The organism is Winogradskya consettensis, from assembly GCF_018332715.1.
Taxonomy (GTDB): Bacteria; Actinomycetota; Actinomycetes; order Mycobacteriales; family Micromonosporaceae; genus Actinoplanes; species Actinoplanes consettensis.
The window spans coordinates 345212-365941 of sequence record NZ_BOQP01000011.1; the positions used below are offsets into that span (position 1 = coordinate 345212).

Sequence of the window (20730 nt, forward strand, 5' to 3'; positions counted from 1 at the left end):
ACCGCACCCAGGCAGGCAACGGCCCGGCCCGGCCCGACGCTCAGGATCGTCGCCCAGCCGCGGCACGACGAACCACAGCGGACGGTCGCCCAGCCGCCACACCCCGCGACGCACCGGCCGTGGACCCGTGGGCCGCCGCCGACGGCCAGGAAAACAGCGACCGATGGGGCGCCGCCGACGGCTGGCAGGCCACGGACATCCCGGACGACAGCAACAGCGCACGCACCACGACGGTGTGGGCAACCGGCTCCAACCCCCAGGTCACCCGGGGTCGCACCACCGAGTGGGGGACGGGTGCCAACCCGCAGGTCCGCGGGAACGCCGCCAGCGACTGGGGGACGGGTGCCAACCCGCAGGTCGCTCGGGGTGGCGCGGCTGAGTGGGGCACGGGCGCCAATGCGCAGGTCTCTTCGCCGCGGGATGGTGGGTCGCGTGCGGAGGTGTGGGAGTCCGGGGAGGTCGTGCCGGCGACGGAGGGCTGGGACGCTGAGGACGACTGGGAGGCTCAGGCTCGACGGGAGCCGAAGCCGGAGCCCAAGTTCGGTCCCGCGCCGCCGGCTACCAACGGGCGTACCTCGTTCGGTTTCACCGCAGGCCCGATCAGTGGCAACTGGCGTGATGATGCGCCCATCTCGGTCGCGCCCGGCAAAAAGCCCGCCAAGCCTGCCAAGGCTTCCAAAGCTCCGAAATCCGCCAGGCCCGCCGCGGCCGATGCCGGCCAGAGAGACGCAGACTTCGGTGGGAGCCATCGAGGTGGGGAACACGCCGCGACCGGACTGGCACATCACGCCGCCTCCGAACTGGCCCACCCGGTCCGCCGCCCGCAGCTCGACCCGCCGCGGCGCAACCGCCCGCAACTCGAGTCCACCCCCAGCCGCCCCCAGCCCGACGATTTCGCCCACCTTGCCCGTCCCGAGCCTGACGATTTCGCCCACCTGAGCCGTCCCGAGCCTGACGATTTCGCTCACCTCGGCCGGCAGCAACCCGATGATTTTGCCCATCTCAGCCGTCAGCAGCCGGACGAGTTCGGCTACCTCAGCCGCCAGTCCGACGACGCGATCCAGATCAGCCGCCAGCCCGAGGACTCGACCCAGGTCAGCCGCCAGTCCGGCGACTTGCCCCGGACCAGTCGGCAGCCGGAAAACTCGACCCGGACCAGTCGGCAGTCTGACGACTTCGCGCAGCTTGGCCGACAGCGGCAGGGGGCTTTGTCAGATCGTTCTGATGAGGCGGATTTTTCCGTTCGGCAGTATCAGGCGGAGGCGGGGCGACCGGTTCGGGAGCGGTCGGCCGAGGATCCGTATGCGTCGCTCGGGTCGGATCTGCGGGGGCCGGGGCGTTCTCGGGGTGTTACGGCGGGGCTCGACGAGGACCATATCGGCGACCTGGTCGGGGACAATGCGCATGAGATCCGGGCGCATCGGGCGGGGGCTGTGGGTGCGCCGGCGACGGTGAAGCGTAGTCCGGGCGTACTTTTTGCTGGGTTGGCTTTGACTGTTGCCGTGGTTGTCGGGGGGACGGTTGCGGGGGTCACGTATTTCTCGGGGGACGACAAGGCCCTCACGTCGGTGCTCGAGCTGGGTGCGAAGGAGAAGCCCACTACTGACCGTACGGCCACCGCGCTCATCGAAGGCCGGACTGCCGCGGAGTTCGAGCTGGTCAGCGCCGTGACGAAGGTGACTGTGCGCAGCGAGGACCTCGGCGACAGTCTCTATCGGATGACCACTGCTGACGGGTCGGGGCTGGTGCCGAAGCCTGACCTGTCGCGCGACAAGGTGCAGCTGCAGCTCGCGCCGGGTGGTGCCGCGGGGGAGAACGTGAGTGACACCGGTGAGGTCGAGGTGGTGCTTTCGTCCAAGATTATGTGGACGTTGCGGTTCTCCGGGGCGGCGGACGAGCAGCTGCTCAATCTGCAGGGCGGGAAGGTCGGCGGGATCAGCCTGATCGGCGGATCACGTCGGACGACGATTCAGCTGCCCGGGGCCGCGGGGACGGTGCCGCTCAAGGTGACCGGGTCAGTGGATGAGCTTGCTATGACGTCGCCGAGCGGAAATCCTGTGCGGGTCGAGATGAAGGGTGGCGCGAAGACCGTCGCTGCCGGTGCCAAGACGTTGCGCGATGTTGCCCCTGGTTCGACGTTGACGCCGAAGGACTGGGCGACGGACAACCGCTATGACGTCGACACCGAAGCCCCGGTGACCCTCCTGTCCGTGGAGACGCGGGACTAGGAGGGCCACTCCGGGCGTACGGTCAGGAAAGAACCCGGAGCCGGACCGTCTGGCTCATGCCCCGCAGTTTGTCGAGAACGTCGTCGCTGAAGGCGCCGCCGATGTCGGTGATCAGGTACCCGTATTCGCCTCGGGTGCTGAGCAGCTGGCCCTCGACGTTCACGTGGTGCTCGGCGAGGATGCTGTTGACCTGTGCGAGCACGCCCGGCATGTTGACGTGGACGTGGACGATGCGGCTCGTCCCGGACTGGGCGGGCAGGGCGACGCTGGGCAGGTTCACGCTGAGCGTGGTGTTGCCCTCCTGCACGAAGTGGTTGAGCTTGTTCGCGACGAAGTCACCGATGTCGGCCTGCGCCTCCTCCGTCGACCCGCCGATGTGCGGCGTGAGGATGACGTTCGGCAGGCCGCGAAGCTCGGAGACGAACTCGTCGCCGCGACCCTTCGGCTCTGTGGGGAACACGTCGACCGCAGCACCGGAGAGGCGTCCGCTGGTCAGCGCGTCGCGCAGGTCGCCGTGATCGACCACGATGCCCCGGGAGAGGTTCAGGAAGATCGCGCCCTGCTTCATCTTGGCGAACTGCTCGGCGCCGAAGAACCCGGCGTTGCCCGGCCGGCCGTCGACGTGCATCGTCACGACGTCCGACAGCTCGAGCAGCTCGTCGAGCGAGGAGCAGCGCTGGGCGTTACCGAGTGCGAGCTTGTCGGCGGTGTCGTAGAAGAACACGTGCATGCCGAGGTTCTCGGCGAGCACTGACAGCTGGGTGCCGATGTTGCCGTACCCGATGATGCCGAGATTGCGACCGCGGACCTCGTGGCTGCCGACGGCGGCCTTGTCCCACACGCCCTCGTGCATGAGGTTGTTCTTCTCGGTCAGTCGCCGGGTCATCGCGATGATCTCCGCGAGCGCCAGCTCCACCACCGAGCGGGTGTTGGAGAACGGCGCGTTGAACACGGCGACACCCGCCTTGGAGGCGGTCCCGAGGTCGATCTGGTCGGTGCCGATGCAGAACGCGCCGATGGCGACGAGGCTGTCGGCGGCCTCGAGCACCTTCGCGGTGACCTGCGTCTTGGAACGGATGCCGAGCAGGTGCACGCCCGGGATGCGCTCGATGAGCTCGACCTCGTCGAGGGCGTTGCGGAGGGACTCGACCTGGTAACCCTCTGCCTCGAGCCGGGACACCGCGTCGGGGTGGATGCTCTCGAGCAGCAGAACTCGTACCTTGGCTTGGTCGATCATCACTTTCCGTTTCATATGAGGGAATCGATCGTCCGGGCCGCCACGCCGAAGCCCAGTCATAGGCGTCCCAGACTAATGCCCCGGATTGCCCATACCTTGCCCGGTGTGCCGGAGGTCCCACCTTACGGTCAGGCCGTAACCTCACCGCGTTCTACGGAACCGGAACCTTGAACGGATCAATGCTGCAACACGTGGGAAACGCCCCGGGTCCGTCACGAACGAAATGTCACACCCTCGCGCGACGATGCAGGCATGTCTTTCGCAGTGGAAACCACCGGTCTCGTGAAGATCTTCGGAGACAACCGCGCGGTCGACGGCGTTGATCTCCAGGTGCCGCGAGGCGCGGTCTACGGATTACTCGGCCCCAACGGCGCAGGCAAGACCACCGTCGTGCGGATGCTCGCCACCCTGCTGAGACCCGACGGCGGCACCGCCCTGGTGTTCGGCCACGACGTCGCCAGGGAACCCGACGCGGTGCGGAGCCGCGTCAGCCTCACGGGGCAGTACGCCTCCGTCGACGAGGACCTCACCGGCACGGAAAACCTCGTGCTGCTGGCGCGCCTGCTCGGCCACCGCCGACCCGCCGCCCGGGCCCGGGCCGCCCAGTTGCTGGAGGCGTTCGGCCTGAGCGAGGCCGCCACCCGTCAGGTGAAGAAGTACTCGGGTGGCATGCGCCGGCGCATCGACATCGCCGCCAGCATCCTCAACACCCCTGACCTGCTCTTCCTCGACGAGCCGACCACGGGCCTCGACCCCCGCAGCCGCAACCAGGTCTGGGACATCATCCGGGAGGTCGTCGCCCACGGCACCACGGTCCTGCTCACCACGCAGTACCTGGACGAGGCGGACCGGCTCGCCGGCCGGATCGCGGTCATCGACCTCGGCAAGGTCATCGCGGAGGGCACCCCCGGTTCCCTCAAGGCATCCATCGGCGCCGGCACCGTCCACGTACGACTCCGCGACCCCGCCCGCCGCCCCGAAGCGGTCTCGCTGATCACAGCGACCCTCGACACCCCCGTGCAGCTGGACAGCGATCCGGTGGCACTCACCGCCCCCGCCGCCTCCGCCGAGCGGGCCGCCCTCGCCCTGGGCGCCCTCGCCGGCGCGGGCATCCTGGTCGATGACTTCTCCCTCGGCCAGCCCAGCCTCGACGAGGTCTTCCTCGCCCTCACCGCTCAGGGAGCCCCGGCATGACAACCCTCGCCACCGTCCTGACCCGCGAAGAACGCCCTCGCCGCCCCTCAGCCCTCGCCGCCTCCCTGACCTTCGGCTGGCGCGCCATCCTGAAAATCAAGCACGTCCCCGAACAGCTCTTCGACGTCACGGCCTTCCCGATCATCATGACGCTGATGTTCACGTATCTCTTCGGCGGAGCCCTGGCCGGCTCCACCAAGGAATACCTGCAATACCTGCTCCCCGGCATCATGGTCACCTCGGTAGTGATGATCACGATGTACACCGGCGTAGGCCTCAACACCGACATCGAAAAGGGCGTCTTCGACCGCTTCCGTACCCTCCCCATCTGGCGCCCAGCAGCCCTCGTCGGAATGATCATCGGCGACGTCCTCCGCTACGTCCTCGCCGCCACCACGATCATGCTGGTCGGCCTCATCCTCGGCTTCCGCCCCGCAGGGGGAGTGGTCGGAGTCCTCGCGGGAGTCGGCCTCCTCGTAGTCTTTTCCTTCGCCTTCTCGTGGATCTGGACAATGTTCGGCCTACTGCTCCGCTCCGAGAAATCGGTCATGGGAGTGAGCATGCTCGTCCTCTTCCCCCTGACGTTCCTGAGCAACGTCTTCGTCAACCCGGCAACAATGCCCGGCTGGCTCCAGGCCTTCGTAAAACTAAACCCCATCACCCACCTTGTCGCCGCCGTCCGATCCCTCATGGCCGGCACCCCCGACGCCACAGAAACAATGTGGACCCTTGTCGCTTCCGCCGTTCTGCTGGCCGTTTTCGGAGCTTTGACAATGCGCCTCTACAACCGGAAGTAGTCCGCTGTCCTTGGGTCGGCGCTCGTCGGCTGCTGTTTCTCGGTCGTGGCTCGGCTTGGTCCGGTTCGGGCCGGTTTGGTTCGGGCCGTGCGGGTCGGCTTTTGTGGCTCGGGGTTTGGCCTGGCTGGTCGGGTTGGGCCCGACCGGTTCCATACCTCGACCGTCCTCGGCCTCTGCCCTCGACTCCGGCTCGGTGGCCTGGGCTGTTTGGCCCGCCCGTGCAGGCCGGTCTGTGGGGCCGGGCTTTTGTGGCCTGCGCCTGAGAGCTTTTAGTCTGGTCCTGAGGGCTTGTGACCTGGTGTGGACCTGAGGGCTTGGGTCGGGGCCTGAGTCCGTGGGCTTGGGCTCGTAGCCGAGGCTGCGGCTGTGGCCGGAGCTGTGGCCGGGGCTGTGGCTGTGGCTGTGGGTCTTGGGATATTCGGTCTTTTCTGGTCTGGCCGGGTTTGCCTGTGGACCCTCGCCCGGTCGTTGCCGGCAGCCCTGATCCGTCGCCGACCACCGTCGCCGATCTCAATGGTTGCCCTTTCAGTGTGTCGGCTTCAGTTGACAGCCCGGCCAACGCTCGTCTCCATATCGGCGCCGGCAGGCTGTACCTTTTCGCACTGTCAGCAAAGGCTGGCATAAGCCCCCGCCGAGCTTGCAAGCAGTTATCAAATCCCGCGCCGCATCGCCAAAAACTGTCGTACCCCCGCGAGAAAATATCCCCATGACCGACGCAGAGATCTTTTGCAAAGCCGAGCGCGACCAATGGCGCGATCGCCTCGAATCCCGAGTCCAGGAAGCCGCCCGCAAGAAAGCAGCAGCCGCAGCAGCAGAACGAGCCCGCAAAGCCCGCCGAAACCACGGATTGATCGCCCGCCACGCCGCCCGTATGGCCCGCATCAAGCGTGACGACTACCCGTTCCCTCCAGACCCGGAGTGCTCGGAATAACGCCACCCGTCAACAGCTGGCCGTGGCATGCCTCCAGCACATCACGGCCGCCCCACCCCGAGTGCCTGGCGCCCTGGATCCGCCCTGAGCCGCCGTCCAATGGTGGTGCCGCTGCCTAGCGCCTGCTCTGCCGCGAGCCGCTGTCTGGCAGTGCGGCGTTCGGCGTGTTTCGGGTGCTCTGCCGCGAGCCGCCGTCCGGGAATGCTGCAACCCGTGCCCTGGGCGCGACCTGCGTCAGCCGCCGGACACCACGCCCCATTGACCGAAGCGTCACGCCAAGCGACCCTAACCCCAGGTCATAGCGCCGATCAGGGCTCGTCGGCAGGAATGGCACAACCGTCGTCACCGCGACAGCCAGCAGGAACCGGATGTTGCTCCATACCGGAGGTCCGAGCGCGGTGACCGGCAGCAGCATCACCGCCAGGACCAGCGCAACCCAATATCCCCGGATCCGTCCACGGAGAGGAAGCAGTGCGGCAAACACCAGCCACACCTGATGGTGCGTCCAGGAAACCGGCGACAGAATCACGCTGGCAGAACCCGTGATCGCCACCGCCGAGAGCCAGTCACCGCGCCGAGCAACCCGTCCGGCCTGTACCAGCGCAAGCAACGCAATGCCGCCACCGACAACAATGACCAGGAGTGACCGGTCCGTGGCAGAGATGTCGAAGCGCATCAGAACGCCGTTCAGTGACTGGTTCCCCACGCTCGTGATGTACCCGAGCCGGCTCACGTGCGATATCTCGGTCGTCCAGAATCGCCACGAGTCACCAGGCAGCGCCAGTGCGGCGACAGCGCCACACGTGGTGAAGGTCGCTGCGGCGGTGACGGCCGCCCGGCGGCGGCCCGCCAGCCAGAGCATCGGAATGAAGATCAACGGCGTGAGTTTGATGGCCGCGGCCACCCCGATAAGTACGCCGTGAGCGCGCCTCCCCCGCATCAGCAGCACATCCGCCGTGACCATCGCGGCGAGAAAGACACTGACCTGCCCGTACTTGAAGTTCGAGGAGATCGGCGCGGAGAGAATGAGCACGAACGCCAACGCGGGTGCGGGCAGGGCGGTCTCCCGAGCCACCATCTGCGCCACGAGCACAACCGTGACCAGGGTCCCGAGGGTCCAGAGGCATTGCAGCAGCGGCACCGACACATCCGCGAGCGGCAAAAACATCAGACCCGCGAACGGTGGATACGTGAAAGGTGCATTTCCGGCGCTGACAAAGTCATAGAGACTCGCGCCGTGCCGCAGTCCCTCCACCGCGCCGACGTATACGCCCAGGTCGGTGAGCCGAAGCGCACCCGGCCGTCCCAGCGTGGCCCAAGCTGCTACCGCCGCCGCAACAGCTGCCGGAACCCAGTAGAAAGCCCGTCTAGCTCTACCCATAGTTGGAACCCTACATAGGGTTCGCAAGTAACGCCGAGCCTGAGACGTCGCACCGTCAGCCGTGCGGGACTGAAACGTGGAATGGGCCGGCCAGCTCCCACCATCGGCTCTCGGTGAGGTTCGCTACCACGCGGTGAGGCGAGCCTGGCGGGGCGAAGGGGCGCCTGTGCCGCCGTCGGTTCGGCGGGCCGGCTACCTGCGGTTCAGGAGTGGCGCCCCGACAGGTGAGTGGTAGGCGGCAGCCAGGGCGACCACCAGCGCGGTGACGGCAACTCCGGCAGGCAATGAGAGGAACCCGAACCCGAAAGCTGTGTCGATCGCCCGCGGTGTGCGGCGCAGGAACTCGCCGATCGCGACGCTGACCAGCGCCGCGGTCACACCTGCCGGGATCGCGCGGGCCCGGGGAAGGCGGGCAGGCTTACTGCGGATGAGACCCATCAGCACGTACGCCGAAACGAGCGCGAGCGCCCCCGTCATAGCCGCCGCATTCCCGATGAGCACCGGATCACCAGAGCCCGGCACCAGGATCTGTAGCAGCCACAACGGCGCGGAGCTGAGCGGAACACCGAGCGCCAGCGCGGCATGGGCTGACCCGGCGGCGACCGCGAGGTCGAGCGCGATCAGTGTCCCGGCGACAGCGATGGTCCTGGAACGGGTGCGGACCAGCAGTGCGGTGGCCACCGTCCAGGTGACGACAGCGGGGCCGGCGTCGCGCCAGCCCATGAACGGCATCACGGCGACGGGGTTTCCGGCGAGCAGGAAGGCGTACAGGCAGGCGCCGAGCAGGATCACCCCGCCGGAGCTCGTGCGTCGCCCCGCCCAGCCCATGGTCGCCAGGGCGAAGACCAGCGCCGTCCCCGCGGCGAGCTGCCCACCGTGTACCCCGGCCAGCCGTACGCCGTTGAACAGCGCTGCGGCGAGCAGCGTCAGCACCACCGGTGTGGTGACCGCGCGGGCCCGGTCCTGCCAGGTCGGTCCGTCGATCGCGGGGGAGATCGCGAGGCTTCCGGCGAAAGTGAGCTGGCGCAGTGGCTTAGCGCGCATGGCGTCGAGCTCGGCCAGCCATTCGCGCTCGAGGTCCGCGGCGAGCTCCGCCGGCCACCGCCTCACTGCGATGCGGGTCAGCAAAACCGCGAGCCAGGAGAGCAAGGCCGCGAGCCGGACCGAGGGAACAGGAGGCCCGCTCATGTCGAAAGCCCGGGAGCGCCGATGGCCCGGGACATCTGCTGCTGCATGGCGTTCACTTCGCGTCGAGCCTCGGACGCGCCCGTCGCGGTCAAGCGGTAATAACGTCGCGTCGGACGCCCCTCGGCCGCGGGGTCGACGTCTTCCCAGCGTGCCTCGACCCATCCAGCGCGCTCCAGGCGTACCAAAATGGGGTAGAGCGTGCCGCTCGGCAGTGAGGTGGCATGCATGATCTTGAGGCCGTAGTGCTCGCCCTCGGGATCGGCGAGCAGGGCGGCGACCACCTTGAGCACCGACGACGTCATCCGCACAGCCATGTCCAGATCCTACATAGGGCTCGCTGGGTTCGAGCCGATCAGCATTACACTGCATCGATGCCCGCACTGCCCGTCTGGCCGCTCTATCTGATGTTCGGCATGGTGCCGTTCTGGTGGGTGCTGGGCGGCCTCAACCTGATCTGGCCTGTTTTCTCGGTCGTGCTCGGTGTGGTGCTGCTCAGTCGCGGGAAGGTCCGGATGCCGACCGGCTGGTCGCTGTGGCTCGTTCTGATCGGGTTGATCGTGGTGAGCGGCACCCGGCTCGAGAAGGTCACCTCCGTTTTCATGTACGGCCTCCGCCTCGGTTTTGTGGTGGTGGCCTTTGTCGTTTATCTCTACGTCTACAACGCCGCTCGCAACGGCATCAGTTGGAAGCTGCTGTTCCAGCCCCTGATGGTTTTCTGGCTGTCAATGGTGGTGCTCGGCTGGATCGGCGTATTCGCGCCCCGGTTCGCGCTCACCACTCCGGTAGAAATGCTGCTGCCGAAAAGCATCTCGAGCGACCGCATCGTGCAGGCACTCACCCACGTGCACGCCACCGAATACAGTGCGACCAGCCAGAATCCGTACTACCGGACCGCTGCGCCCTACCCCTACACCAACAACTGGGGCACGGGCTTCGCGATTCTCATCCCCTGCGTCGTCGCCTATCTGTCTTCGGTACGCGAAGGCCTCCTTCGCAGAGCAGTGATCGTCTCTCTGCCGTTGTCCCTGGTCCCGGCGTTCCTGACGCTGAACCGCGGCATGTTCGTCGGGCTCGGCGCCGGCATGCTCTATCTCGGCCTGCGTGCACTGATGCGTGGCGACGTGCGGGTCATCGCCTCGATCGTCGGCGTCTCGGTGCTGGCCTGGGTGGTCACCCTCGTCATCCCGGTCATGGACCTCATCAACAACCGGGTGGAGAACACCGAATCCACTCGCGACCGCGCCGACCTCTACTGGCAGACCATCAGCGCGGTCCTGCACTCGCCAGTTCTGGGATTCGGCGCGCCCCGCACGGTGGACACCACAACCGGAGCAGAGCCTTTGGGTACGCAGGGACAGCTCTGGCTGCTGATGTACAGCCATGGCATCCCTGCGCTCATCGTCTTCCTGCTTCTTTTCCTGGTCATCGCCCGGCGTCTGTCCGCGGCAGTGTCCACGCCGGGCAAATGGTTGAGCGTCATTCCGGTCATCGCGCTCATCCTCACGCCGTTCTACGGTTTTACCGACGTGAACCTTTCCGTCATGTTCTTCGGGATCGCCCTGGCGATGGCGGCGGTGGACGGCCCCGTCAACCGTCCCGGCGTACCCATGGCCATTCCTGTGTCGGTAAGGGCCGGGACGGTCTAATAGCGGAAGCGCGAGACCAGGCTGCTCAGTTCGGTCGACAGTCTGGTCAGTTCGGTCGTGGCGGCGCGTGACTGCGCCACACCCTCGCTGGTCTGGGCGGCCGCGGTGGCGACCCCGGTGATGTTCTGGGCGATCTCGCTGGTGCCACCGGCGGCCTGGCCGACGCTGCGGCTCATTTCCCCGGTGGTCGCGGTCTGTTCCTCGACCGCGCTGGCGATGGTGGTCTGGAAATCGCTGATCCGCTCGATGACCAGGGAGATCTCTCCAATCGCGGTGACCGCTCCGGCGGTGTCGGCCTGAATGGCCTCGACCCGGCGGGAGATGTCCTCGGTCGCGCGGGCGGTCTCCTGAGCGAGATCCTTGACCTCGGAGGCGACGACGGCGAAGCCCTTCCCGGCCTCGCCGGCCCGGGCGGCCTCGATGGTCGCGTTCAGGGCGAGCAGGTTCGTCTGCTCGGCGATCGAGGTGATGACCTTGATGACGTTGCCGATCTCGGCGGAGGAGTCGCCCAGCTTGTTCATGGTCTCCGATGTGGCCGAGGTGATCGTGACAGCCTCGGCGGCCACCCGCGCGGCCTCGGTCGCGTTCTGCGAGATCTCCCGGATCGACGTGCCCATCTCCTCGCTTCCGGCCGACACCGTGTCGACGCTGCGGGAGATCTCCTTGGCGGCGGCTGACACAGCTTGTGCCTGCACCGAGGTGATCTCCGCCGAGGAGGCGATCTGAGACGAGGTCGCAGACATCTCCTCCGCTGCCCCGGCCAGCGAGGAAGCCGACTCGTCGATGGTGGAGACCGTGCTGCGCAGCTGGGCCAGGGCGGAGTCGAGGGCCTGCCCCATCTGCCCGGGCTCGTCGCGGGAGGTCAGGCCACTGCTGCGGGTCAGGTCACCGGTCGCGAGGGCGTCACAGACCGCCTTGACACGAGCCAGCGACCGTACGATCGCCTGCGCGACCAGGAAGCCCAGCGCGAGCACCAGGATCGCGCCGATCGTGATGACCAGGATGATCACCAGTCGTCCGGTGGAATAGGTGCTCTTGGCCGCGGTGTCCGATTGTTTGGCCTGCGCGGCCTCGGCGTCCGTCAACTCCTGCACGCCGGCGCTGATCTTGGTGAACAGCGGCGCCGCGGAATCCTCGTTCACCTTCTGGAACGCGGCGTAGTCGTTGTCCTGCCCGGCCTGGAACTGATCACCCTGGGCAACCGTCTTGTACGCCGCCCAGTTCGACTGGAGATCGGCCACGGTCGCCGCGGCACCGGCCGGCCCGCTGGCGATGTAGGCCGTGATCGCCTCGTCGGTGGCCTTGATGTCAGCGGTGAACAACTTGTTGTACTTCTCGCTGGTGGCGTCGTCCTGGGCGATGGCAGCGGTCGCCAGGTCGAGCCGGGTCTGCGCCATGTCCCCCTCGACCGTGGCGATGGCCTGGGAGCTGCTGAGATTCTCGCTGTAGATCGCATGAGCCGCGTCACTCGCCCGTTCGAGCGCGACCAGTCCGACGATCGCCACACCGATGGCCATGACCACGGCCAGGCAGATCACAGCGATGAATTTCGTACGCACACTCAGGTCGGCGAACGAGAGCCGTGCTGATGTTCCCGGTGCAGTTGTCACTGACGCTCCTAGACGCGATCCCAGCTTCCACTAGCCGATTCGGTCGTTCTGCGGAGCAGTTGAGGATCTGGCGGGTTTCCAGCTCCTCCCCACCCGCTCCGGCATCCTTGTGACCATGACTTTGACCTGCCGCCTCGCCAGCCGCGAGGACATACCCGCCCTCCTGCCGATGATCGACGCGGCAATCATCGAACTGCAGCGGGGCTTCCTCGACGCCGACCAGATCCGCTCGAGCCGAGCCATCATGGGCCTGGACACCCAACTCATCGACGACGGCACGTACTTCGTGGTCGAATCCGACGGCGAACTCGCAGGCTGCGGAGGCTGGAGCCGCCGAGCGACCCTATACGGCGGTAACCATTCGGCGGGCCGGGACGCGGCCCTGCTCAACCCGGACACCGAACCAGCCCGGATCCGGGCGATGTACACCCACCCCGCCTTCACCCGCCGGGGCGTCGGCAGCCTGGTCCTGGCCCGCTGCGAGCAAGCAGCAGCGGCGGAAGGCTTCACCGCCCTGGAACTGATGGGCACCCTGGCCGGAGCGCCGCTCTACCAGGCAGCAGGCTTCGAACCGATCGAAGAAGTAGCCGACGACTCAGGCGGTGCACCGGTCCCACTGATCCGCATGCACAAGAAGATCTGATCTTCTGGATTGCGCGAGAAACAGCTCGAACCTACGACAACGTAGGTCCGAGCTATTCCGATGTCCCGAGACATCACAAAGCGCGCCCGGCAGGATTCGAACCTGCGACCGACGGATTAGAAGTCCGTTGCTCTATCCGCTGAGCTACGAGCGCCCGGCCTGCACATCTTAGAGTCCCGTCGGCTTCGTGGCGAGCCGGTTGTCAGGCGGTCGTGGTGTCCGCTTTGTTGCTGGGCGGCGCGTCCTCGGGGGCAGGCGGGATCCCGGGCTCGGGCGTGCCCACGGGTGGGACGAAGGCGTCCGTCCAGCGGGCCAGTTCGCGGAACAGCTCTGTGCGTACTTCTTTGCCGGAAAGGGTGAGGTCGTGCATGCCGCCGTCGAATCGGGCGATCGTCACTCGGGTGCCGAGGCGCGGGGCCCATCTGACGATGTGGTCCACGTCGAGGACCGCGTCGGTCATGTGGACGTCGTCGGTCCAGGTCTTGCCGCGGAAGGTCCTGGTGGAACAGGCGACCATCACAGGTGCGCCGATGGCGAGGCCGGCGCGCAGGCGGGCCTGGCCGCGACGGATCGCCTCGAGCCATCCCGTACGCACGGGGAAGCCCATCACGGGTTTCCAGGCGAGGTCGTACGTCCACTCGCCTCGGTGTTCACTGTGCAGACTCTGCCCGTAGAGGCCCAGGGAGTTCATGGGTAGCACTCGGTACGGGTTGCGCCCGCTCGTGCGCCCGACGATGTTCATCAGGGGCCTGCGTAGCAGCCAGGGCACGTTGAAGTCGAAGAACGGGCTGTTGAGGAACAGGCCGTCGACGATTTTGCTGCTGCTCCGCGCGTGGGACCACAGCGAGGTGATCAGGCCGCCGGTCGAATGACCCGCCACCAGCAACTGGTCGTGGCCGTCGTCGTCGCGGATGATGCGGGCGGCCTCGTCGAGTTCGGGGAAGTACTCGGTGAGGCTGCGGACGAAGTTCGGGGTCTGGTGCGGAAGCAGGCTGCGACCGTACTTGCGCAGGTCGAGTGCGTAGAAGTCCCAGCCGCGTTCGACGAAGAAGTCCGCCAGATGGGTCTGGAAGAAGTAGTCGACGAAGCCGTGCACGTAGAGCACTGCCCGCCGGGACGGGGTGTCACCGCGGCGCCGCACCAGCGTCGCCACCACCGCGCCTTCGTCATCGCTGCCCAGGTCGATGGTGTGCCGCTCGTAGGGCGGGCCTAGAACGTCCGTCTCCACCCCGTCAGGTTACCCACCCGCGGGCGGCTGCGCGCCATAGCAGATCAAACCGCGCCGGAGCGGTTTTCCCCAACGTCTCGCTGTCCACAGGCTCCGGCGGCTTTTTCAGCGGAGGACTTGGCACTCGCGGCAATCTGCTCTCACGAACTTCGACCGATTGAGGAGAACCGATGTTCGATACCAGCATTGTCGTGATCGGCAACGTGCTCAACGCTCCGGAATGGCGCCGGACCAGTAACAAGAACCTGCTCGTCACGACCTTCCGGGTCGCGTCGACCGCGCGCTGGCAGGATCGCGAGACGGGCCAGTGGAGGGACGGCAATCAGCTGCGCGTCCGGGTGTCCTGCTGGCGCCGGCTCGCGGAGGGGGTGGCCTCGTCCGTCACGGTCGGCGACCCCGTCGTGGTGTCGGGACGCCTTTACACCCGGGACTGGACCGACACGGCAGGCAACCTGCGCACCTCGTACGAGATGGAGGCCTACGCGGTCGGGCACGACCTGTCTCGTGGCCGGGCCAAGTTCTTCCGCAACAAGAACGTCCAGACGGACGAGGTGGAGACCCCGGAGAGGGCAGAAAGGGTCCGTGGGCAGGCCGCGGTGGTGGTCGCCGAGGACGAGGTGCCCATGGCGTACGGCGAAGGGGTGCCCGAGGTGGATGAGCCGACGTTCGACGAGACACCGGCGCTCGGAGCCGTACCCGTCATGGCAGCGCTGCGTGGCGGGGGCTTCGAGCCGTTCGACACCACCCTGGCACTGCCGGCGGGCTCCGCCGACGGTGAGGACTCCCCGGAGTCCGAGGAGTCCACCGAGACCGAGGACGAGCCGGACGAGGAGACTTCGCCGGATTCGGCGCAGGAGCCGGAAGGCGCGCCCGGCAAGGAGACCGGCACCGTTCTCGAGCCGGTGGAGATCATCACTCCCTCGCCGAAGCGGGTGCGCAACCGGGTTCCGCGTCGTCAGCCGGTGGCGGCCTGACGTCCCCAAGCAGCCGGCGTCAGGGCTTACGTCCTGACTCCGGTGCCCGACCCGGTTCCCTGCCTTCCCAGCCCACTCCCGGCGTAAGCCGGCGCGCCGCCGAACCTTCGCGGCCGCCGCGCCGGTGAGCCGGGTTCCATCCGGGAATGCCGGGGACCGGTAGCCGGGGACCCGTCCCGATTTTCCGTGCAGGTGGCTGCTTCCGCACCGGCTCTCCTCTCCGGGCCGGTGGGGCTGCACGACAGTCGCCGTTGTTCGGAAGGCATCACGTCGGGACATGTGGGTCAGCCGGCTCGAACCGGGTGGGTGCTCGTCACCCGTCCGGACGTTATAGCCGTTTCGTCGCTCCATCGCAGTGGACGCGAGCGAACGGCAAAGCCCGGTCGTCGTTCCGCCGGCGACCGGGCCCCCAAGACATTCCGACTGCCGATGGGCTCGCTGGGGGTGAGCTCGCAGCCCATCGGCTGGTGGACGGGTGCTCGGTGGTCGGCGCCCGTCCGCCCCGCTGTTCCTTCTACCGCGCTCCCGGCCCGGACGCGATTCCCGCTCCTCGGCGGACCCGTTTTCGGCGGCGGGTCTGCTTCCACGGGGCTCGTATCCGGGTGCGGCACACCCCCGGCGTACACCGGCATGCGCCGGCTGCCATCACGCACGACACGGTGCGTGGCGGATGGAGGTGTGTGGCACGGGAGCCGCCGGCTCGTAACGCGCAGGGCACTGTGCGCGGCGGGCCGGGCGACTCGGACACCCACCGCATCGCGCTCAGCACCGCGCGAGGCGGCGAGGTGCCACCGCGAGGCGCCGGTCCGTTCCGCGCACGGCAATGCGCGTGGTGGGCGTGAAGGAGGGACAGCGACAGCCGGCCGCCGCCGGACAACCGGGCCTCCGGCGGCGGCCGGTCCCCAGTGGGTTCACGGGGACCGGAGGCAGGTAACAGGACCACACCGCTGAACCCGGTGGCATGGGGATCCCCGTCTCCCACTGCCACCGGCCGCGGCGGCCGGCGCCTCAGCAGAGGTGCCGGGCCGCGCGGCGCGGCGGGTGGGCGCTCAGGTGGTCGGCGTCCACCCGCTTGCGCCCTGCCGTTCCCGTCGGGTCCGCAGCCCGGGGGAGCAGCAGGGGCAGGTCCGTCCGGCAAGAGAGGCTGTGCAGCCGGACGGGCAGGAAACCCGCCGGCTGCCGGTCCCCGAGCGGGGCCGGCGGCCGGCAAGCGGGCCCGGTGCGCGGCGTTGACCACGCACCGGGATCGCCTGCGGCGCGGGTGGGACATCACGGGGAACGGCATCGCGGTACGGCCTGACCGACAGCTCACTAGGGTGGTGCGAATGGGAAAGAGTGGGGTGGTCGCGGATGCTGCCGGGATCGTCGCCGGGTACGCCTTGGACGCGGTTCTCGGCGATCCCCGGCGGTTTCACCCGGTGGCCGGGTTCGGGCGGGCCGCCGGAGCTCTCGAACGGCGGATCTACAGGCCCGGGAGGCTGGCCGGAGCGGTGTTCACGGGAGTCGCGGTGGGGGTTCCGGTCATCGCCGGCGTTGCGCTCGCGGTGGGGACGCGGCGGTGGCCGATCGCCCGGGGTGTTCTGATGGCCGGTGCTACCTGGACCGTGCTGGGCGGGCGGACTCTGCGCCGGGAATCCGTGATCATGGCGGGGCACCTCGAGCGGGCGGATCTCGCTGAGGCCCGGGGGAGGCTCAACCATCTGTGCGGGCGTGATCCGTCGCAACTCGACGAGGCCGAGCTGGCTCGGGCGACCGTGGAGTCCGTCGCCGAGAACACCTCGGACGCCGTGGTGGCACCGCTGTTCTGGGGCGGGATCGCCGGGTTGCCGGGGCTGCTCGGATATCGGGCCGTGAACACCCTCGACGCCATGGTCGGGCATCGATCGCCGCGCTACGAGCGGTTCGGGACGGCGTCCGCCCGGCTCGACGACGCGCTGAACCTCGTACCTTCGAGGCTTACGGGGTTGCTCACCATCGCTGCCGCGCCGCTGGCCGGTGGTAGCCAGGGGGAGGCACTCCGGGTGTGGCGTCGGGACCGCAACGATCATCCGAGCCCGAATTCGGGGCAGTGTGAGTCCGCTATGGCGGGGGCGCTCGGGGTGCGGCTCGGGGGGCGGAATGTCTACTTCGGGCGTACGGAGACCAGGCCCTTCCTGGGCGACGGACCCCGGCCTTCCGTGCCGCATCTGCGTAGCGCGGCCCGGCTGTCCGGCGCCGTCGGGCTCGCAGCCGCGGTGATCGGCGCAGGCCTGGCCCTGGCTCGCGCAGCCGGATCGCAGCGCTTCCGCGGAGCCCGTGCCGCGCTGACCCGCGTCGGTGGGCCGGCGCGATCGAGGAGGAGCGCATGAGCGGGGGACTGCTGGTCGCGGGGACCACTTCCGATGCCGGGAAGAGTGTGCTCACCGCGGGGATCTGTCGCTGGCTGTATCGCCGGGGTGTCAAGGTCGCGCCGTTCAAGGCGCAGAACATGTCGAACAACTCCGTCGTCGTTGTCGGTCCGGACGGGCGTGGCGGCGAGATCGGACGGGCGCAGGCGATGCAGGCGGCCGCGTGCGGCATCGCACCGGACATCCGGTTCAACCCGGTGCTGCTCAAGCCCGGAAGCGACTACTCCAGCCAGGTTGTGCTGCTGGGCGAGGCCATCGACACGGTCACGGCGGGTAACTACCGTTCGTTGCGGCCGCGGCTCGCCGAGACGGCGTTCGCGACGCTGGCCGAGCTACGGGGCGAGTACGACGCCGTGATCTGTGAGGGAGCGGGTAGTCCCGCGGAGATCAATCTGCGCGACGGGGACTTCGTCAACATGGGGCTCGCGCGGAATGCGGGGCTGCCCGCGATCGTCGTCGGTGACATCGATCGCGGTGGGGTCTTCGCGGCGCTGTTCGGGACGGTCGCCCTGCTCAGCCCCGAGGACCAGGCGCTGGTCAGCGGTTTTGTCATCAACAAGTTCCGCGGGGACCTGGGACTGCTCCGGCCCGGGCTGGACATGATCACCGGCGCTACCGGGCGGCCGGTGCACGGTGTTCTTCCGTTCAATGCCGACGTTCAGGTGGACGGGGAGGACTCCCTCGCGTACGGGCAGCTGCTCGGGCGTCCGGGGTCGCCGCGGGGCACGGAATGGCTGCGGGTCGCCGTGATCCGGCTGCCCCGGATCTCGAACGCCACCGACGCCGAGGCACTCGCGTCGGAGCCCGGCGTGCAGGTGCGGCTCACGATCGAGCCGGCCGAGGTCGCCGATGCCGACCTGGTCGTCCTTCCCGGCTCCAAAGCCACCGTCAGCGACCTGGCCTGGCTGCGCGAGACCGGCCTCGCCGACGCGATCCGCGTGCACGCCGCGGCGGGGAAACCGCTGGTCGGCATCTGCGGCGGCTTCCAGATGCTCGCCGAAACGATCAACGACGAGGTGGAGAGCCGGCGCGGCGTCGTACCCGGGCTGGGTCTCCTGCCCGTCGAGGTCACCTTTGGTGCGCGCAAGACGCTCGCCCGGTCGCAGGGTGCGGCATGGGGGCAGGTCCCGGTCAGCGGATACGAGATCCATCACGGGTACGTCTCCGGCGGCGCCCCGGAGCCGATGCTGCGCTACTCCGACGGCACTCCCGAGGGGGCGGTGGTCGGGGCCGTCTGTGGCACGCACTGGCACGGCGCCTTCGAGTCGGACGAGTTCCGGCGCAGGTTCCTCACCGACGCCGCGCGGCAGGCGGGCCGGGCCGGGTTCGTGGTCGCGCCGGACACCCGGTTCGCCGCGGTTCGGGAGCTGGCCCTCGACACACTCGGCGACCTGGTCGAGGAGCACCTGGACACCGACGCGCTGTGGCGGCTCATCGAGTCCGGCCCCACCCCGGGCCTCCCATTCATCCCGCCCGGAGCGCCGGGTGCAGTTGCACCGACGACCAGCGCGCCGGGTGCAGCTGCACCGACGACCAGCGGGTCCGGAGGCCAGGGTGCCGACGTTCGCTGATCTTGCCGCGCGGGTTCTGGGCACGGAGCCACGGCTGGGGCCCGTGCGCCTGATCGCGATCGACGGGCCGAGTGGCGCGGGTAAGAGCAGCTTCGCGGGTCGGCTCGCCAAGGCTGCCGGCCTGCCCGTGGTCCATACCGACGATCTGCTCGACGGCTGGGATGACCAGTTCACCTTCTGGTCGCGGCTCGAGGCGCAGGTGCTCGGCCCCCTTCGCCGCGGGCAGCCCGGGACCTATCAGAGGTATTTGTGGCACCGGGGGAGGTTCGGGGGCGTGCCGGTGACCGTTGAGCCTGCTGTGGGCGTACTTCTGGAAGGGTCTACTTCTGCGCGGCGCGTGATCAGGCCGGAGCTTTCGTTTTCGATCTTTGTTGATGCGCCGGGTGACGTTCGGTGGCGACGGGTCGTGGAACGCGATGGCGGAGGCGATGTTGCCTTCCAGCAGTACCTTGAGCGCTGGCACGCCGCCGAGCAGGAGCACTTCGCCCTGGAGGCGACTGCGGCGCACGTTGATCTGATGGTCGACGGTGCTGCGGAAAACTCCGGCGAGGAGTACGAAAGGTTGTAGGCGACGGGCCTGCCATGGGCCACGATCAGCTGTGTGAGCAGCGGGAACGGGGACGGACGATGACGACCGACGACGACACCCGGCCGGCGCGGCGACGCGTCACGTTGACCGGCATCAGCTCGCGGGCCTGGGAGCATCCCGCCGACCGGGGTGCGCTGACCGCGCTCCGGGAGCTGCGCGGCTTCGATGACGTGGTGAAAGCGTTCTTCGGCATGTGGAATGAGCGGGGGTTCCGCCTGCAGTACCTTGCCGGCTCGATCCGCGTTGATCACCGGCAGTATCCGCGGGTCTACCAGCGCTTCACCGAGGCGGCTGCGACGCTGGACGTGGCCGAGCTGCCCGAGCTCTATGTGACCCAGAGCCCAGTTATCAACGGGCAGGCGATCGGGCTCGACAAGCCGTTCATCGTGGTGACAACCGCTGCCGTGGAGAAGCTCGAGGATGACGAGCTGCGCGCGCTGCTCGGCCACGAGATCGGGCATGTGCGCAGCGGGCACGCCGTCTACAAGACGATCATGATGATTCTCACCCGGTGGGCCACGAACCTGAGCTGGCTGCCGGTCGGGGCGATCGCGCTGCGCGGGATCATCGGCGCGATGCTGGAGTGGTGGCGCAAGGCCGAGCTGTCCGCCGACCGCGCCGGGCTGCTCGCCGGTCAGGATCCGGCGGCCTCGACCCGGCTGCTCATGAAGCTGGCCGGTGGTGGCGACCTCTCGCAGATCGACACGGCCGCGTTCCTCGAGCAGGCCGCCGAGTACGAGAGCGGCGGTGACCTTCGTGACAGCATCCACAAGTTCGGCATGACCGCGTGGAGCACCCACCCGGTGCCCGTCGCCCGCGCCTCCGAGCTGCGCAAATGGGTCGACTCGGGGGAGTATGCCAGGATTCTCGGCGGCGACTACCCGCGGCGTGACTCCGACGGCGACGCGTCGGTGACCGAGGACGTCAAGGCGGCTGCCGACTCCTACCGTGAGACGTTCAACAGCTCGCAGGACCCGCTCGTCGGGCTGCTGCGCAAGCTCGGCGACGGTGCCAACGACCTGGCCGGATCGGCAGCGCGCGGGGCTCGTGACTGGGCTTCCAACGCGGGCCGGCGTCGCGATCAGGATCCTCCCGCCTGAGTTGTCCACAGGCCTTGAACTGACTC

The 20730-nt window shown here is 68.3% G+C and carries 17 protein-coding genes and 1 tRNA gene; 11 read left to right on the forward strand and 7 right to left on the reverse strand.

What is annotated here, in order from left to right; genetic code table 11:
* The first annotated feature begins 461 nt into the window (after nucleotides 1–461).
* Complete coding sequence (locus tag Aco04nite_RS14025) at nucleotides 462–2228, forward strand: hypothetical protein (protein ID WP_212997653.1); 1767 nt, start codon at nucleotides 462–464, stop codon at nucleotides 2226–2228.
* A 22-nt stretch (nucleotides 2229–2250) separates the two neighbouring features.
* On the opposite strand, the gene serA is transcribed toward Aco04nite_RS14025, so the two are convergent.
* Nucleotides 2251–3465, reverse strand: a complete 1215-nt coding sequence (serA, locus tag Aco04nite_RS14030; protein WP_244875992.1) for a phosphoglycerate dehydrogenase — start codon at nucleotides 3463–3465, stop codon at nucleotides 2251–2253.
* A 252-nt stretch (nucleotides 3466–3717) separates the two neighbouring features.
* Here serA and Aco04nite_RS14035 point away from each other — a divergent pair, with 252 nt between their 5' ends.
* The 3 genes from Aco04nite_RS14035 to Aco04nite_RS14045 all read left to right on the forward strand — a co-directional run bounded on the left by Aco04nite_RS14035 (nucleotide 3718) and on the right by Aco04nite_RS14045 (nucleotide 6387).
* The gene (locus tag Aco04nite_RS14035; protein WP_212997655.1) at nucleotides 3718–4659 is read left to right on the forward strand and encodes an ATP-binding cassette domain-containing protein; all 942 of its coding nucleotides are present in this window, start codon (nucleotides 3718–3720) and stop codon (nucleotides 4657–4659) included.
* Nucleotides 4656–5456, forward strand: coding sequence for an ABC transporter permease (locus Aco04nite_RS14040; protein ID WP_212997656.1), 801 nt, complete (start codon nucleotides 4656–4658; stop codon nucleotides 5454–5456). Before Aco04nite_RS14035 ends, Aco04nite_RS14040 begins: the two co-directional genes overlap by 4 nt.
* 706 nt (nucleotides 5457–6162) lie before the next feature.
* Nucleotides 6163–6387 (forward strand): hypothetical protein, encoded by a 225-nt coding sequence (locus tag Aco04nite_RS14045; RefSeq protein ID WP_212997657.1) that lies wholly within the window; start codon nucleotides 6163–6165, stop codon nucleotides 6385–6387.
* Between the two features lie 115 nt (nucleotides 6388–6502).
* Here the strand turns inward: Aco04nite_RS14045 and Aco04nite_RS14050 are convergent, their stop codons facing one another.
* The 3 genes from Aco04nite_RS14050 to Aco04nite_RS14060 all read right to left on the reverse strand — a co-directional run bounded on the left by Aco04nite_RS14050 (nucleotide 6503) and on the right by Aco04nite_RS14060 (nucleotide 9270).
* Nucleotides 6503–7642 carry a glycosyltransferase 87 family protein gene (locus Aco04nite_RS14050; RefSeq protein ID WP_212997658.1) on the reverse strand — a complete coding sequence of 380 codons (1140 nt, stop codon included), beginning with the start codon at nucleotides 7640–7642 and terminating at the stop codon, nucleotides 6503–6505.
* A gap of 318 nt (nucleotides 7643–7960) precedes the next feature.
* Nucleotides 7961–8956: a hypothetical protein gene (locus Aco04nite_RS14055; RefSeq protein WP_212997659.1), complete on the reverse strand. Its 996-nt coding sequence runs from the start codon at nucleotides 8954–8956 to the stop codon at nucleotides 7961–7963.
* Nucleotides 8953–9270, reverse strand: a complete 318-nt coding sequence (locus tag Aco04nite_RS14060; RefSeq protein WP_308161637.1) for a PadR family transcriptional regulator — start codon at nucleotides 9268–9270, stop codon at nucleotides 8953–8955. The genes Aco04nite_RS14055 and Aco04nite_RS14060 overlap by 4 nt, the downstream gene beginning before the upstream one ends.
* A gap of 57 nt (nucleotides 9271–9327) precedes the next feature.
* Between Aco04nite_RS14060 and Aco04nite_RS14065 the strand changes: the two genes are divergently transcribed.
* Nucleotides 9328–10602 carry an O-antigen ligase family protein gene (locus Aco04nite_RS14065; RefSeq protein ID WP_244875976.1) on the forward strand — a complete coding sequence of 425 codons (1275 nt, stop codon included), beginning with the start codon at nucleotides 9328–9330 and terminating at the stop codon, nucleotides 10600–10602.
* On the opposite strand, the gene Aco04nite_RS14070 is transcribed toward Aco04nite_RS14065, so the two are convergent.
* On the reverse strand, nucleotides 10599–12212 hold the full coding sequence (locus Aco04nite_RS14070; protein ID WP_244875977.1) for a methyl-accepting chemotaxis protein: 1614 nt from the start codon (nucleotides 12210–12212) through the stop codon (nucleotides 10599–10601). The two genes, Aco04nite_RS14065 and Aco04nite_RS14070, sit on opposite strands and share 4 nt — an antisense overlap.
* Nucleotides 12213–12327: 115 nt before the next feature.
* Here Aco04nite_RS14070 and Aco04nite_RS14075 point away from each other — a divergent pair, with 115 nt between their 5' ends.
* Nucleotides 12328–12855 carry a GNAT family N-acetyltransferase gene (locus Aco04nite_RS14075; RefSeq protein WP_212997660.1) on the forward strand — a complete coding sequence of 176 codons (528 nt, stop codon included), beginning with the start codon at nucleotides 12328–12330 and terminating at the stop codon, nucleotides 12853–12855.
* A gap of 81 nt (nucleotides 12856–12936) precedes the next feature.
* Here the strand turns inward: Aco04nite_RS14075 and Aco04nite_RS14080 are convergent.
* Both Aco04nite_RS14080 and Aco04nite_RS14085 read right to left on the reverse strand, forming a co-directional pair.
* A tRNA-Arg gene (locus Aco04nite_RS14080) sits at nucleotides 12937–13009 on the reverse strand.
* 48 nt (nucleotides 13010–13057) lie between these two features.
* The gene (locus Aco04nite_RS14085) at nucleotides 13058–14083 is read right to left on the reverse strand and encodes an alpha/beta hydrolase (protein WP_212997661.1); all 1026 of its coding nucleotides are present in this window, start codon (nucleotides 14081–14083) and stop codon (nucleotides 13058–13060) included.
* 170 nt (nucleotides 14084–14253) lie between these two features.
* On the opposite strand from Aco04nite_RS14085, the gene ssb reads away from it, so the two are divergent.
* The 5 genes from ssb (at nucleotide 14254) to Aco04nite_RS14110 (ending at nucleotide 20704) form a co-directional block, all read left to right on the forward strand.
* Nucleotides 14254–15057 carry a single-stranded DNA-binding protein gene (gene ssb, locus Aco04nite_RS14090; RefSeq protein WP_212997662.1) on the forward strand — a complete coding sequence of 268 codons (804 nt, stop codon included), beginning with the start codon at nucleotides 14254–14256 and terminating at the stop codon, nucleotides 15055–15057.
* Between the two features lie 1325 nt (nucleotides 15058–16382).
* Complete coding sequence (locus Aco04nite_RS14095) at nucleotides 16383–17405, forward strand: cobalamin biosynthesis protein (protein ID WP_212997663.1); 1023 nt, start codon at nucleotides 16383–16385, stop codon at nucleotides 17403–17405.
* Nucleotides 17402–19015, forward strand: coding sequence for a cobyric acid synthase (locus Aco04nite_RS14100; RefSeq protein WP_212997664.1), 1614 nt, complete (start codon nucleotides 17402–17404; stop codon nucleotides 19013–19015). Before Aco04nite_RS14095 ends, Aco04nite_RS14100 begins: the two co-directional genes overlap by 4 nt.
* Nucleotides 18999–19583, forward strand: coding sequence for a uridine kinase family protein (locus tag Aco04nite_RS14105; protein ID WP_212997665.1), 585 nt, complete (start codon nucleotides 18999–19001; stop codon nucleotides 19581–19583). The genes Aco04nite_RS14100 and Aco04nite_RS14105 overlap by 17 nt, the downstream gene beginning before the upstream one ends.
* 59 nt (nucleotides 19584–19642) lie before the next feature.
* Nucleotides 19643–20704 (forward strand): M48 family metallopeptidase, encoded by a 1062-nt coding sequence (locus Aco04nite_RS14110; protein WP_212997666.1) that lies wholly within the window; start codon nucleotides 19643–19645, stop codon nucleotides 20702–20704.
* Nucleotides 20705–20730: the final 26 nt, after the last annotated feature.